Below are 13,498 nucleotides of genomic sequence, written 5' to 3'. Positions count from 1 at the left end.
AAAAGTGAGAATAATTGGGATCGACCCTGGATTAGCTAGAGTTGGTTATGGAATAATTGAAATAGAAAATGAAAGAAAGATATTATTAGATTGCGGCGTTATTGAGACAGCTAAAGATAAAAAAGAAGAAGATAGACTTTATGAGATATTCCAAGATCTTAATGAACTAATAAATCATTGGAATCCAACTGCAGCGGCGGTAGAAAAATTTTTCTTTTACAGGTCAAGCACCACCATTAGTGTGGTGCAGGCTAGAGGCGTGATTATGATGGTATTAGCCTCTAAAAAAATTCATGTTAGTGAATATTCACCTGCTCAGATAAAATTAACAATTGCTGGGTCTGGAAAGGCATCTAAGAAAGATATTCTTGATGCTGTTATGTATAACTTAGAGCTTAACAAACCTCCCAAACCTGATGATTCAGCAGATGCATTGGCTATAGCACTCACAAAACTAAATGAGGATGGCTTTAACTGAGAATTTAATATGACGATCTTTGAAAATAAGAAATTGGAGAGGGATTCGTTTAGGAAACTAAGAGATGGGATTTCTCTTAATCAAAGAGAAAATGTAAAAAAGAATGTAAGATTATTTGTTGATTCATTTGTTAAGGGATATAAAAATATTGGTTATATAGCAATATATTGGCCTCTGAAAAATGAAGTAGATATAAGAAGTCTCAAGAAAAAATTTACTTTAGCTTTGCCTAGATGTAAAGGTAAAAAAGAGTTGTTATTTTATCCATGGGATGAAAAGCCCCTTACCAAAGATTCTGAGGGGATACTAAGTCCAAATAACTCTTCCCCATTAAGTCATTTGCAGATAACCATGATACTTGTTCCTTGTCTTTCCGTTGATAAAAATTTAACAAGATTAGGTTATGGAGGAGGTTATTTTGATAAATTAAGGAGAAATAATGATTGGAGAAATGTTCCATGCATTGGAGTATTAACTTCTAATTGTGTAAGTACGATTCCATTAACCAGAGCTGAGTGGGATATTCCTTTATCGGGATTTATCACAGAAAAAGAAATATTTGTATAATAGGAAATTAACAAAGTGATTAATTTATAGTTTTAAAAATGGAAAATCAGGAAAAATACAATAATTTATCAAAATTAGTAGAAAAGTTGAAGAAATCAGAAGATCCAAAAAGAAAATATGAATACATTTTGTGGTTAGGCAAAAAATTGAAAGAACCAGATAGTGAAATCCTTGTTGAAGAAAATAAAGTTAAGGGATGCGTTTCAGAAGTTTTTGTTAAGGCAAATATTAAAAGCGGTAAATTATTTTGGGAAGGATATTCTGATGCCCTAATAACAAAGGGTTTATTGGCATTTTTAATTACTGGTTTAAATGAATTAACCCCAAAAGAAGTTATTAAAATAGATAAGAAATTTATTGAAGATACTGGTTTGAAAGCAAGCTTAACACCTTCACGATCAAATGGTTTTTTAAATATATTTTTGAAAATGCAGTCTCTAGCAAATCAATTTTTGTAGGTCTAATAATATAAAATTAAACTCAAAGTTAAAAGAAATAAAAAATGAGAAAATGCAGAATTGGGATTGTAGGTTTTGGAACTGTAGGTTCAGGGATTTATAAAATATTAAGTTCTGAAGTTGATTCACATCCAATTTTAAAGGAAATAGAAATTGCAAAAATAGCAGTTAAAGATCTTAATAAAAAAAGGGATATTGAGCTGGATAATAATTTATTAACTGATGATCCATTTAAATTAATTAATGACCCCTCTATAGATGTAATTGTTGAAGTAATGGGTGGGGTTGATTTGGCAAAAGATATTATTCTGCAATCATTAAAGTTAGGTAAATCTGTTGTTACCGCAAATAAAGCAGTCATTGCAAGATATGGCGAAGAAATATATAAAACTGCATCTAAAGAAGGAGTTTATATATTGTCAGAGGCGGCAGTTTGTGGTGGAATTCCCATAATTGAACCCTTAAAAAGATCATTAAAAAGTAATAGCATAAAAAAAATGGTTGGGATAATAAATGGAACAACAAATTTTATTCTTTCTAAGATGACAAATGAGAAAGCTGATTATAGGGAAACCTTGAAATTGGCCCAAAGCCTTGGTTATGCAGAATTTGATCCAACTGCAGATGTTGAGGGCCATGATGCGGCTGATAAGATTTCAATTCTTAGTGAACTTGCATTTGGTGGGAAAATTCAAAGAGATGAGATAAATACTGAAGGCATAAGTAAAATTAATCTCAAGGATATCGAATATGCCAATAAATTAGGATTTGAAATAAAACTTTTAGCGCTCTCCGAAAGGGGACAGATTAATAATAATAAATCACTTGCTTTAAATATTTGGGTAGGACCCTCTTTAATTCCAAAATCTCATCCATTGGCAACAGTAAAGGGAGTTAATAATGCTTTATTAATAGAGGCTTATCCTCTTGGAGAGATAATGTTGTATGGTCCAGGTGCAGGGAGTGGCCCAACTGCTGCATCTGTAGTATCAGATATATTAAATCTGCATGCCGCCTCAGTAAAAAATAATAATTCAATCGATCCATTATTATCTTTCGATTTCTGGAGAAAATGTCATATCATTGGATCTTCGCAAATAAATAAAAAAAATTACCTTAGAATAATTTGTCTTGATAGTCCAGGTGTAATAGGAAAGATTGGAGATATTTTTGGAAAAAATAATGTATCCATTGAATCGATTGTTCAACTAGATGCAAGTGAGGACAAAGCTGAAATTGTCGTTATTACTCATGAGGTGAATAATGGAGATTTTGAGAAATCTAAAGATGAAATAAATTCGCTAAATGAAGTAATAATTATTGCAAGTCAATTAAGTTGTATTTAAAAAAATAGTTTGCAAATTTCTTTATAGCTTGTTAAACCGAAGAAAGTAAGTGTATGATTTTGGACCTTAATGATTTATTCAAAACTATTAGACAATAAAAATAAAAAAAATAATTTAATTTGTTCTGAAAAACTTTACAAAGGCGCTTGTGTAAAAATTAAAAATAGCAATAAGACTTTTCAAGTAATTGGTATAAATATTGGTAAAGAAATTTGTTGGGTGAGAGAGTGGCCTTTTGCCTGTAATTCTAAAAAAACGTTTGCTGTAGAAATAAGTCAAATAACCTTACAAATTTTTTGCTCAAATAATTCTTCAGAATAATTAAGTACTTAAGAAATATGAGAAAAAAAGTTGTTTTATCAATATTTATTATTTTAATTTCTTTTTTACAGACTTCTTGCGGCTCAAAAAGAATATCTAAAAAAATTATAGTAGCAAGTTCTGGAAAAATTGAATCTTTAGATCCAGCTAGAGCTAATACTCTTAAAGCAATTCAATTAATTAGTTCTCTGGGAGACACATTATATGAATTAAATTCTAAGGGTGAATTAATACCTGAATTGGCATCGGGGATGCCAATTATTTCAAAGGATAGACTTCAAATAATTATCAATTTAAGAAAAAATGTTTTTTTTCACGATGGAACTCCATTTAATTCAAATGCAATAAAGTTTACTTTTGATAGATTCAAAAGAATTGGAACGATGAATTATATCTTAGGAAATAAGATTAAATCAATAGAAACGCCAAGTGAATATTCAGTCATAATAAATTTGAATAAACCATCAAGTTCTTTAAATGGTTTACTTACATCAGTAAATTTAACTCCAATATCTCCTACATTTTACAAAGAATATTCTGATAAGTTTCTAAATGAAAAATTCGTTGGTACTGGCAAGTATGTGCTGACTAGCTTTTCTAATGAAGTTCAATCAATTGATCCAAATTTGAATTATTGGGGTGACAAGCCATTAAATAAGGGCATTAAATTTGTGGGATATTCAAATTCATCTTCTCTGTTTGGGGCTTTAAAAAGTAAACAAATTGACGTGCTATTATCAAATTCTATTGATGATAGTCAGAGAAACAGTCTTAATACTTTAAGTAAAAAGAAACAGTTTAAAGAAGGTAATAGCCCTTTCACTGAATTAAGTTTTATAAGCCTCAAAACGAGTTCTTATCCCTTAAGTAACCTTAATTTAAGACTGGCTTTGGCAAAAAGTCTTAATAGAAAATTAATTAGTGAGAAAGTAAGTTATGGATTAAGGAAGCCATCTAGATCAATTATTCCTCCGATATTAAAAAAAGAGAATCATGAACTATGGCCTAAATATAATTATTTAGAAGCGAGAAGGTTATTGCAAAAAGAAAATTATTGTAATGGAAATATTCTGAAAATACCTCTTACTTATAGATCGAATGTACCAGCTGACAAGCTTATTGCCCTGACATGGCAAGAAGAAATTAAAAGTTCTTTGAAAGATTGTATTGATATTGAACTAAATGGGGTGGAATCTACAACAGTTTATAAGAATCTAAGTTTAGGAATTTATACAGCAGTTCTTCTCGATTGGACTGGGGCTTATTCAGATCCAGAGGCCTATCTCACCCCTCTTTTAAGTTGTAATGAAATAGTTGATGGCATATGTAAAAAGGGAGAATCATTGTACAGCGGTAGTTTTTGGGGATCTAATAAAGTGGAAAGTTTATTTCTTGAGAGTGAAAAAACAAGTGGAATTAAAAGATTAGAAAATCTTGTTGAAATTGAAAAAACAGCAGCAAGTTCAATACCTTATATTCCTATTTGGATATCCTCTCAAAAAGCATGGTCTCAAAATAAAATATCAAAACCTATTTTTAATGGTGCAGGAATAATTTCCTTGAGTGATCTTGAGTTAATTGATGAGTAGAAATTTAAATAAACTACTAAATTATTCCTTATTAAAAATTTCATTAATACCGATAATGTTATGGATAATTTCTTCATTAGTTTTTATTTTATTAAGAGTAGCTCCTGGCGATCCTGTCGATGCCATACTTGGATCTGGTGCAGATGAGATCTCTAGGGAATTTCTAAGAAATAAATTGGGGCTAAATGAACCTTTAATAAATCAATATTTTTCATATATTAAAAATATATTGCACTTAGATTTTGGCCAATCTCTTAGTACCCAAGAGCCAGTCCTAAATATTATTATTAAATCATTGCCTGCAAGTCTTGAGCTTGGATTCTTTTCAATATTAAGTGCCACACTAATAGGATTCCCATTGGGATTAATTGGCTTAAGAAATAGAGGGAAAAAGACTGATTATATTGCGAGAATATTAGGAATTGCTACCTATGCGATCCCTCCTTTTTGGGGTGCAATGTTAGCGCAATTATTATTTTCTGTATTTTTTAGTATTTCCCCAATTGGAGGTAGATTTCCAATATTTCAGCAACAACCTCAAATTACAGGTTTTCTAGTTTTAGATAGTATTCTTTCAAATAATATTATTGCTTTGAAAGATAGTCTTTATCATCTCGCACTTCCTTCGATTACACTTGGCTTTTTATTAAGTGGTATATTCAGCCGCTCATTAAGAGTAAATTTGGATAAGACATTAAAAAGTGATTATGTAAATGCTGCTATATGTAGAGGAATATCAAGGAAAAAAATATTTTTAAACCATGCATTGCCTAATGCTCTGTTGCCAATTGTCACTATTTCTGGCTTGACTATGGCCTCATTAGCAGGAGGTGCTCTATTGTTTGAGGTAACTTTTTCATGGCCAGGTATAGCTTTAAGATTACATGAAGCTATTTCTCAAAGAGACTATACCTTAGTTCAAGGCATTGTAATTTTTACCTCTATGCTTATAGTCTCTTTAAATCTCTTTGTGGATATTTTAATCGCATATTTAGATCCACGAATAGAGTACTAATTTTCGGAAATTTCTTTTATTGTCTCAAGATCTAAAAGATGGAAATCAAGTCCCAAATCTCTTTGGTTTTTAACTACAGAAGGAATCTTTTGGTCTTTAATATTTTTTAAAAATTCAACTATAAATTTCGCAGATAAATCTTGTACTAATATTGGCTCTGAACCAATAAAAGATTCACTTATTTTGAAAACGTCATTATTTCCTTCATAACTTTTATTAATTCTTATTGGAGAGAAATGACTTGCTCCTTCAATAATTAGAAATCTATTTGATGGATTATTTAAAGCAGAAAAAACTCTAAATTGTTCATTCATTAACGGTGTAATAAGGTCATAGGTACCACCTATTAGAAGAGTTGGTGTTTTAATGCCTGTACTATTTTCTTTTGGCCATAATAAACTGCCAAATGAATTAAAACCTATTATCGCACTGGCCTTATTAGTGTTATTTTTCTTAGGGAATGGCATTTCGCTCAACTGACATTGAAGTAATTTAGATAAATTTGTTACCGCAAAGTCTTTTAATGCTGAATCACATTTGTCCTCTAGTTGATAAGAAGGTTTATTGCCTTCATATAAAAGTGCTATTAGAGCACCAAGTGAATGCCCCATTAAAATATAAGAATTATTAGGTAAACCAAATTCTCCATTTTCATGAGCTTTTAATACAGCATCTAAATCTTTAATTCTATATAAGAAAAAGTCTGCACTTCCTGGGATTGTTTCCTTACCTTCGAGTACTTCTATAAATGATTCTAAATTACTCCCTCTATGATCAATAAATAATATTGGCCAACCTCTTCTAGCCAATTCGTTGCCTATCCATTTGAAATTATTAATTTCACCTCCAAGTCCTGGCATAAAAATTATCAGTTCTTTATCATTATTTATTTTATTGCTTTTCCATATTTCAATTTCAACAGGTTTCACTCGGTGAGGGGCATAAATTTTTTTATCAATTTTTATTAGATCTTTAGTTGATTTTATTTCAGTATTTTTAAAAGCATTTTGGTTCGTTCTTTCAAGTTTATTTAATTTGGATAAAAGTTCTTGTTGCATTGATAATTCATTTTTCCATGATGAAATTATTAAAATTAAATTATCAATATCTAGTGAAATTTCATCTGATGGTAATGCCTTTATGATTTCTAAAGTTGAAACTTCTTTTTTTTGATCTAACAAAATTTCTATAGTGTTATAAATTTCTGTCCCATTATTGTCATTTGGGACTTTAATGCTTTTGCTTAATTCTGTAAGAATTTTACGCCCTATCCAACTTCTTAATATTTCTCTATTCAATCCCTCTTCCTTGAAAACTGGAAATTCTAAAAATTTTGATAATTCAAAAACTCTTACTAATCCATTTTTTTTTAGCCAATCTACCAATTCTGTTGAATCATCTTTGTATTTTTCTAATTTTGATAATTGTTCTATAGTAAGAGGGATTTCCATCTCTTCAAACTTAATATTTATCTTTTCAGCAGCCTTTAAACCATTATTAAAAAATAAACCACAAAAACTAAAAAAAATTATAAAAATGTATTTCACTTGTGATTAGTTTAAATAGTTTACAAATTAGCAAAAATTGGTGGATTCAATTTCCATATCATTTGAGGTTAATAACCAAGATAAGATTTTACGCCGCATTTGGAGCAGGAGGTGTTATTTATTTAACATCACTTATTTTTAATAACATAGGATTATCAGCAACAGATATTGGCTTGGGGTTTACCATTTCAGCAATAATTGGAACCGTAACAAGAGTCTTTACAGGTAATTATCTTAACAAAACAGGGAAAATACAATTTCCAATAGTTAGTTCTTCCATACTAAGTATTGCCGCTAGTTTATGCCTCATTTTTTCAAGAGATACTTTTTTGTACATAATTGGACAATCATTTGTTGGCGCTTCTGCAGGAATATATTGGCCTGCTGCCGAGTTCGGGGTGCCATATTTTTGCCATCCTATCGAAACACGCAAAGCATATGCTCTTGTTAGAAGTTCGGAGGCTTTAGGAATATTTCTAGGGGTATTCTTAGGGGGGGTTATGACTAATCTTTTATACTCCAAATCGGTTTTTATAAATGATATATTTTGCATGTTAGTTATCACATATTTAATATCTAGAAATAGTTCTTCTATTAAAAGAAACTTAGAAAATTTCCAAAAAAAATTAGTAGATCCAGTTAACCAGGAACAATTGAAATGGAATAAAAATTCAACAATAATAATTTTTTCTATTTTATTGATAACTACCTCTTTAGCTTTGATTCAAGTAACTTTGCCACTGGATCTTGTTAAAGGTGGAGTATATCGCAATGCATTAAGCAAAGAAATTATTAGTCTTATAATTTCTATTCAGTTAATTTTATTGTTGTTTTTACAATGGCCTATTGGGTCTTGGATATCAAAAAAAGGTAGATTATTTGGGTTGAAATTTAGTTTGATAAACTTCTCTTTTGCTTCATTTTTATTATTTATTTCTAGTTATTTCAATATTCCAGCTTTATTTTTGATTTCTTTTTCATTGATATTAGTTAGTTTGGGCACTGCTTCATTTCTTCCAACATCAACAGATGTAGTTTTCAGAATAGCTCCTTCAAACAAAAAAGGTTTTGCACTTGCTCTATTATCACAATGTTTCGCTATGGGGTATTTTATTGGACCATTTATTTCGGGACGTATATTAGATCTATTTGGTTATGCTTCAGTAATTTGGCTATCTATTTCATTTGCTTGCTTTATAATCTTTACAGTCCTATTTAAGAGATTATTTTAATTAATCTTTAAAAATTTAAATTTGTTCTAATTCAATAATTCTTCGCTCTCTTAGAAATAAGAAAAAAGGTGCTGAGAATGCAAATGCAATAAGAAAAGTTCCAATGTAAACAACCCACATATTTTTCATGTTTAGTTTTTTTGATTCATTTACTATCCATATAAAAATTGCGCTTGCACCTACTAATAAGTCTCTAGAAATTGACTGAGCTGCCGGGTTGGCATTCGCTAAAGAAATGAAGTTATTGATATCAAAACTATTTCCATATTCCCTAGCAAATTCGAAATTTGCCATCATTGGAAGGATAGCTCCTAAAAATGATAGAAAAAGGTAAAGATAAGATAGTATCTGTTTATTATCTTTTAAAATGTTAAATGAATTCACTTGTCAAAAAGATTTCTTTTAATAATAGTATTTAAAGGCTTATGGCTGTTGAAAAGAATAATAAAATTGAAGAATATAAATCTAAAAAAGGGAATTTGAATTTTGCGGTAGTTGGCCATATTGAGTGGATAAATTTCTTAAGAGTCGATAAATTGCCGAAGCCAGGAATTATCTCTCATTCTAAAAAGTCTATTGAATATCCAGCTGGTGGTGGCTCTATTATCGCGAAAATACTTTCTGATTTAACTTTAAATCAAATTCATTTTTTTACTTCATTAGGTAATGATGATTATGGAGATAAGTGTTTCAAAATTCTCTCAAATATGGGAATTAAGTTGCATGTAGCCTGGCGTGATAAACCAACTAGAAGAGGATTTAGTTTAATTGACTCACAAGGTGAAAGAGCAATAACAGTTATTGGAGAAAGGTTAGCTCCAACTCATAAAGACAAGTTAGAATGGAAGATTTTACAAAAAATGGACGGAATTTTTATTACTGCATCTGATTCAGAGATTTTTAAAATGGCTAGATCAGCTTCAAAACTATGTACAACACCAAGGGTGGGATTAAATACAATTAATAAATCAAATGTCCTTTTAGATGGATTAATAGGCAGTAATCTTGATCCAGGGGAAGTTTTTTCTTTTTCTGAATTATCCTTAAAACCCAAATATACTATCAAAACCGAGGGTGAGAATGGAGGCATAATATTTCCTGGAGGAAGATATAAGGCTCTTAAAAACAAAAGATTAAAGGTTGATTCTTATGGATGTGGCGATTCTTTTGCTGCGGGTATTCTTTATGGAATGGCATCTAATTGGGATATAGATAAAAGTTTAAATCTTGCTAAAGTAATGGGAAGAGACGCCAGTGAATTTTTTGGCCCATATGCAAATAATGATGATAAATAATTGAATTAACACTTTCATGAGCAACTTAGAAAATAAAAATAAAAATATTCTTATAGATAACCTTATTGTTTTCTTTTTAGTTACTGTTTTTATAGTTTTTAAATCTTTGAAAACTTTATCAAAAATTTTTACTTATGGAATCTTAAAAAAAGAAATATTAACTACTAAAAGTAACTTAGGCGTAGATATAAAAATAAAAATTAAATAGTTGAATGAACAAAGTTTTAGTTTTTTTAATTTTTGTAATTATATTTTTGGTCTATAAAAAAATTAATACTAAGAAAACAAAAAACATAAAATTAAACAAATTTAAAAATAAACTGCAGAGTACTCAATCAAATATTGAAAGAATTTTTTTAAGGGAGGAAGAAAAAACCTTCTCAGACCCGAATATAAATATTTATATTGGAATTCATGATAACGAAGATAATATAAATAGAAAATCCAATATACATAGAGCAAGACTTACGAAATTTAGAAAGTCTAAGTTAAATGGTGAAATGATATTTCAAGACGATGAACAAAAAATTTATAAATTTAATAACGGTAAGAGAGTTTATTTATGATTTTAACTTTCTAACTACACTCAAGACTTTCTCTTGTTGAAACGCCTGTAGTTGGATTAACACCATCGGCAATTTTACAAAGATTTCTTTGATCTTCGCTGTCAAGAATCGCATAAGAAAAATCTGCGCCTTCTATTTGAGCCCCTGCAAAACTGCTACCTGATGCAATCATATTCACTAAGACAGAATTTCTAAGGTCTGTTTTTTGGAAGTTAACTCGATCAGAAAGAGTATCTGTAAGGTTAATTCCATTTAAATTGGAACCTTTTAAATCAGATAGGGTTAATGTAGTACCATGTAAATCAACGTCACTAAAATCTGCGTCTCTCGCAACGGCTCCAGCTATGGAGGACAAATGAAGATCCTCTCCATGGAAATCATATCCTGTAATATCGGATCTTACATAACTTGGAACTTCATCTCCCTCTCCTTTAACAGCAACATTTGCCCCGGCATAAACTGGAGAAGATAAAACTAATAAAGAAAAAGTTATGCATAAAAAATATTTTAAAAAACTAGAAAATTTCATACCAAATTATTTCAATAATTTTATTTTATAACAATTAGATAATTATTTTAATTGACGTTTAAATTTGGAAGTCCTTTTTAAGATTATTTAACACTATAGATTTTAAATCTTGGTTCTAAGTTAGTTATACAATCAAGTAGTTTTTTGTTGTCTTTACTATTCGTAACCTTGAATTCAGATTCTACAGTGCCGCCTTTATCTCTTATAGCTTGATTTAAAACTATGGAACCGTTTTCATCAGATACTGATCTATGAAAAGTTCCTCTAGGTATTCTTAAAATATACCCGCAAGATTCTAATCTAACTTTATAAAAAGGATAGTCCCACCCAAAATTAACAAGAAAAAATGTTCTTCCCCCAGAGATAGCCAATAGATTATCTTCTTGATTGTGATGTATGTAAAATTGCCAATTATTAAATTTGCTCTCATTTGGGGGACTAACTGCGGGACCACTATGAATAACTAGATCTCTATAATTTGATTCATTAATACTAATATCAAAAAATCTGACATCCTTTGTATCACGAAATTTTTCATAACTTATCAAGTCAAACATTTTGGATTTGTTTGGTTTGATAACTGGAATTTCTAAACTTGAGTTCAATTTACTTTAAAGATTAAACAAATGAAAACAGATATATATATCCTTGAACGTATCAACTTACACTAAAAAAGAAACATATTTTTAATTATCTTTTTTTTCTAATTTTTAGAAGGTGAAATTAAATATATGTTTAAAGGTTTATTTGAGCTCAATAGGTTTAATTTCCCATGACAATGTATTTTCTAGATTATTTTTTCCTATAAAATTACCTGTTACTACAGAAGTTAAATTAGATTTGGAAGAGGATACCAATGTTAAATATCTTTCATCTATTAATCCCTTGCCGCTTGGATCAAAACCTCTCCAACCCGCACCTGGAATATATAATTCAGCCCAAGCATGAAGATCTAAATCAGAAGGTAAAGGCTCTTCAAAATGATAACCACTTACAAACCTACTTGGTATACCAATTGACCTACAAGATTCAACCATCAACATTGCTAAATCTCTGCATGAACCTATACGCTCCCTAATTGTTCTGCTCGCTGGCCATGCTGGACCTGTATGTCTTTTGGTATATTTAACCCGATCTTGAATTATCTCTATTAGTTGGTAAGTAAATGATAATGCGTTATTGATACTTCCTGCTAAAGCTTCTTGGGCGAGTTCAACGGCAGAAGGATCATGTTGTCCATTTGGCATCCACCCTTCTAATGCACCCTGTAAATCTCTGTTAATAATGCTCCTACAAAAAGGTAATGTTAAATCTCTATCTTTAACCCCATCAATAATGTTTGGATGTTTAATAGTTTCAACTTCGCTAATGGATTCAATAATTAATTTATCTGTTAATCCGTTGAATCTAATTCGATTAATCTCTTCGCCACTGGCAGCAAGTAATGGATAAATAATTTCTGGTTCTGGGGTAATTGTTAATTCAAAATTTTTCAACTTTTGAAATCCATTTGACCTCGGCTTTATACACAATCTATGCTCGCCTAATTGAACAGGGGCTTCATATTTATATTCAAGTTTGTGAATGTATTTAATTCTCATTAATAAAATTCTTAATTAATAAAATATTTTTCTTGAATGAGATCATTTAATTTATTTAAATCAATTTGCAATGAATCGATTGCCTCATGTAAACCATCATTGATTATATCTTCAATTCTGATATAACTCCATTTTGCTTTTAGCAAACCTCTCATGCACTCTAATTCAGAAGGGTTTTCAGGAGGTGGAGCCGAATCTATCATTTTAAGAGTATTGCTAATCCCGTCTAAACAGTATCTTACTGATCTAGGGAAAATTGGATCAAGTAAAAGAAATCTTGCAACTGAATTAGGCTTTATAGAATTTTGCTCTGCTTTCCTAAACATTTGATAAGCACCAGCTGAGCGTAAAAGAGCAATCCATTGCAACTCATCAAGAACTCCTCCAAGTTTATCTAAGCTGGGAAGAAGTAAATAATATTTCACATCTAAAATCCTAGACGTTTTGTCAGCTCTTTCTATTAATCTTCCAAGAATGCTAAATCTCCAAGAAAGGTCTTTGCTTAGAGTCGCATCTGTAATTCCATAAAAAAGCTGACATTCCCTCCTTATTTCACTTAATTGTTCTTGTCTTGGCTTATTCCATATTGTTTCTCCTTCTTGCATATTCCAGTATAAAATATTAATTTGTTCCCACATTTCTGAGGTCATTACATCTCTTATTTGTCGTGCGTTTTCTCTTGCCAATTGAATGCAAGAAATTATGCTGTTTGGATTTAAACGATCTCTTATTAAAAAATTAATAACGTCATCAGGTTTTTTCTCCGGGAATCTTTTATCAAACGATTCTCTGTCACTTGAAGCATCTATTAATGGGAGCCAAGGTTCTGCACTTCCTGGTGGACAATCTAATGACATAGCTTCACTTACTTCCACGAAACGAGATATATTTTCGGCACGTTCTAAATAACGATTGATCCAATAAAGAGATTCTGCTACACGACTTAAAAGCATA

17 protein-coding genes are annotated in these 13,498 nt (G+C 30.3%); 11 read left to right on the top strand and 6 right to left on the bottom strand.

The genetic code is table 11. From position 1 onward, the window contains the following. Nucleotides 1-4: 4 nt before the first annotated feature. The 7 genes from ruvC (at nt 5) to HA146_RS05560 (ending at nt 5,774) form a co-directional block, all read left to right on the top strand. The gene (gene ruvC / locus HA146_RS05590; protein ID WP_209108590.1) at nt 5-478 is read left to right on the top strand and encodes a crossover junction endodeoxyribonuclease RuvC; all 474 of its coding nucleotides are present in this window, start codon (nt 5-7) and stop codon (nt 476-478) included. 9 nt (nt 479-487) lie between these two features. Further along, complete coding sequence (locus HA146_RS05585) at nt 488-1,045, top strand: 5-formyltetrahydrofolate cyclo-ligase (protein WP_209108589.1); 558 nt, start codon at nt 488-490, stop codon at nt 1,043-1,045. A gap of 38 nt (nt 1,046-1,083) precedes the next feature. Next, nucleotides 1,084-1,503, top strand: coding sequence for a SufE family protein (locus HA146_RS05580; RefSeq protein WP_209108588.1), 420 nt, complete (start codon nt 1,084-1,086; stop codon nt 1,501-1,503). 44 nt (nt 1,504-1,547) lie between these two features. Continuing rightward, nucleotides 1,548-2,849, top strand: coding sequence for a homoserine dehydrogenase (locus HA146_RS05575; RefSeq protein WP_209108587.1), 1,302 nt, complete (start codon nt 1,548-1,550; stop codon nt 2,847-2,849). Nucleotides 2,850-2,918: 69 nt separating this feature from the next. Continuing rightward, nucleotides 2,919-3,170 (top strand): hypothetical protein, encoded by a 252-nt coding sequence (locus HA146_RS05570; RefSeq protein ID WP_209108586.1) that lies wholly within the window; start codon nt 2,919-2,921, stop codon nt 3,168-3,170. Between the two features lie 17 nt (nt 3,171-3,187). After that, entirely contained in the window at nt 3,188-4,759 is a 1,572-nt protein-coding gene (locus tag HA146_RS05565; RefSeq protein WP_209108585.1) for an ABC transporter substrate-binding protein, read from the top strand. Next, nucleotides 4,752-5,774, top strand: a complete 1,023-nt coding sequence (locus HA146_RS05560) for an ABC transporter permease (protein WP_209108584.1) — start codon at nt 4,752-4,754, stop codon at nt 5,772-5,774. The genes HA146_RS05565 and HA146_RS05560 overlap by 8 nt, the downstream gene beginning before the upstream one ends. Here HA146_RS05560 and HA146_RS05555 read toward each other — a convergent pair. Further along, nucleotides 5,771-7,321 (bottom strand): alpha/beta fold hydrolase, encoded by a 1,551-nt coding sequence (locus HA146_RS05555; RefSeq protein WP_209108583.1) that lies wholly within the window; start codon nt 7,319-7,321, stop codon nt 5,771-5,773. The two genes, HA146_RS05560 and HA146_RS05555, sit on opposite strands and share 4 nt — an antisense overlap. A 2-nt stretch (nt 7,322-7,323) precedes the next feature. Here HA146_RS05555 and HA146_RS05550 point away from each other — a divergent pair, with 2 nt between their 5' ends. Continuing rightward, nucleotides 7,324-8,553 carry an MFS transporter gene (locus tag HA146_RS05550; protein WP_209108582.1) on the top strand — a complete coding sequence of 410 codons (1,230 nt, stop codon included), beginning with the start codon at nt 7,324-7,326 and terminating at the stop codon, nt 8,551-8,553. Nucleotides 8,554-8,568: 15 nt separating this feature from the next. Here HA146_RS05550 and HA146_RS05545 read toward each other — a convergent pair whose 3' ends face one another. Further along, the gene (locus HA146_RS05545; RefSeq protein WP_209108581.1) at nt 8,569-8,937 is read right to left on the bottom strand and encodes a DUF2834 domain-containing protein; all 369 of its coding nucleotides are present in this window, start codon (nt 8,935-8,937) and stop codon (nt 8,569-8,571) included. A gap of 41 nt (nt 8,938-8,978) precedes the next feature. Between HA146_RS05545 and HA146_RS05540 the strand changes: the two genes are divergently transcribed. The 3 genes from HA146_RS05540 to HA146_RS05530 are packed head-to-tail and all read left to right on the top strand — an operon-like array spanning nt 8,979 to nt 10,414. Then, nucleotides 8,979-9,848: a carbohydrate kinase family protein gene (locus HA146_RS05540; protein WP_209108580.1), complete on the top strand. Its 870-nt coding sequence runs from the start codon at nt 8,979-8,981 to the stop codon at nt 9,846-9,848. Nucleotides 9,849-9,864: 16 nt separating this feature from the next. Beyond that, the gene (locus HA146_RS05535; protein ID WP_209108579.1) at nt 9,865-10,056 is read left to right on the top strand and encodes a hypothetical protein; all 192 of its coding nucleotides are present in this window, start codon (nt 9,865-9,867) and stop codon (nt 10,054-10,056) included. A 4-nt stretch (nt 10,057-10,060) separates the two neighbouring features. Next, nucleotides 10,061-10,414 (top strand): hypothetical protein, encoded by a 354-nt coding sequence (locus tag HA146_RS05530; RefSeq protein WP_209108578.1) that lies wholly within the window; start codon nt 10,061-10,063, stop codon nt 10,412-10,414. Between the two features lie 10 nt (nt 10,415-10,424). Here HA146_RS05530 and HA146_RS05525 read toward each other — a convergent pair whose 3' ends face one another. The 4 genes from HA146_RS05525 to HA146_RS05510 all read right to left on the bottom strand — a co-directional run bounded on the left by HA146_RS05525 (nt 10,425) and on the right by HA146_RS05510 (nt 13,497). Continuing rightward, nucleotides 10,425-10,943 (bottom strand): pentapeptide repeat-containing protein, encoded by a 519-nt coding sequence (locus HA146_RS05525; protein ID WP_209108577.1) that lies wholly within the window; start codon nt 10,941-10,943, stop codon nt 10,425-10,427. An 83-nt stretch (nt 10,944-11,026) separates the two neighbouring features. Beyond that, nucleotides 11,027-11,500: an HNH endonuclease gene (locus HA146_RS05520; RefSeq protein WP_209108698.1), complete on the bottom strand. Its 474-nt coding sequence runs from the start codon at nt 11,498-11,500 to the stop codon at nt 11,027-11,029. 186 nt (nt 11,501-11,686) lie between these two features. After that, the gene (locus HA146_RS05515) at nt 11,687-12,544 is read right to left on the bottom strand and encodes a transglutaminase family protein (RefSeq protein WP_209108576.1); all 858 of its coding nucleotides are present in this window, start codon (nt 12,542-12,544) and stop codon (nt 11,687-11,689) included. 11 nt (nt 12,545-12,555) lie between these two features. Then, nucleotides 12,556-13,497 carry an alpha-E domain-containing protein gene (locus HA146_RS05510; RefSeq protein WP_209108575.1) on the bottom strand — a complete coding sequence of 314 codons (942 nt, stop codon included), beginning with the start codon at nt 13,495-13,497 and terminating at the stop codon, nt 12,556-12,558. Nucleotide 13,498: the final 1 nt, after the last annotated feature.

The organism is Prochlorococcus marinus CUG1416 (assembly GCF_017695965.1).
In the GTDB taxonomy this organism is placed as follows: Bacteria; Cyanobacteriota; Cyanobacteriia; order PCC-6307; family Cyanobiaceae; genus Prochlorococcus_A.
Note: the sequence above shows the minus strand (reverse complement) of the source record. Positions and strands in the feature narration are given on the sequence as shown.

Coding starts and splice junctions, on each gene's coding strand:
- HA146_RS05585 (WP_209108589.1), top strand. CDS start 488: ATGACGATCTTTGAAAATAAGAAATTGGAGAGGGATTCGTTTAGGAAA.
- HA146_RS05580 (WP_209108588.1), top strand. CDS start 1,084: ATGGAAAATCAGGAAAAATACAATAATTTATCAAAATTAGTAGAAAAG.
- HA146_RS05575 (WP_209108587.1), top strand. CDS start 1,548: ATGAGAAAATGCAGAATTGGGATTGTAGGTTTTGGAACTGTAGGTTCA.
- HA146_RS05570 (WP_209108586.1), top strand. CDS start 2,919: ATGATTTATTCAAAACTATTAGACAATAAAAATAAAAAAAATAATTTA.
- HA146_RS05565 (WP_209108585.1), top strand. CDS start 3,188: ATGAGAAAAAAAGTTGTTTTATCAATATTTATTATTTTAATTTCTTTT.
- HA146_RS05560 (WP_209108584.1), top strand. CDS start 4,752: ATGAGTAGAAATTTAAATAAACTACTAAATTATTCCTTATTAAAAATT.
- HA146_RS05540 (WP_209108580.1), top strand. CDS start 8,979: ATGGCTGTTGAAAAGAATAATAAAATTGAAGAATATAAATCTAAAAAA.
- HA146_RS05535 (WP_209108579.1), top strand. CDS start 9,865: ATGAGCAACTTAGAAAATAAAAATAAAAATATTCTTATAGATAACCTT.
- HA146_RS05530 (WP_209108578.1), top strand. CDS start 10,061: ATGAACAAAGTTTTAGTTTTTTTAATTTTTGTAATTATATTTTTGGTC.
- HA146_RS05525 (WP_209108577.1), bottom strand. CDS start 10,943: ATGAAATTTTCTAGTTTTTTAAAATATTTTTTATGCATAACTTTTTCT.
- HA146_RS05520 (WP_209108698.1), bottom strand. CDS start 11,500: ATGTTTGACTTGATAAGTTATGAAAAATTTCGTGATACAAAGGATGTC.
- HA146_RS05515 (WP_209108576.1), bottom strand. CDS start 12,544: ATGAGAATTAAATACATTCACAAACTTGAATATAAATATGAAGCCCCT.
- HA146_RS05510 (WP_209108575.1), bottom strand. CDS start 13,497: ATGCTTTTAAGTCGTGTAGCAGAATCTCTTTATTGGATCAATCGTTAT.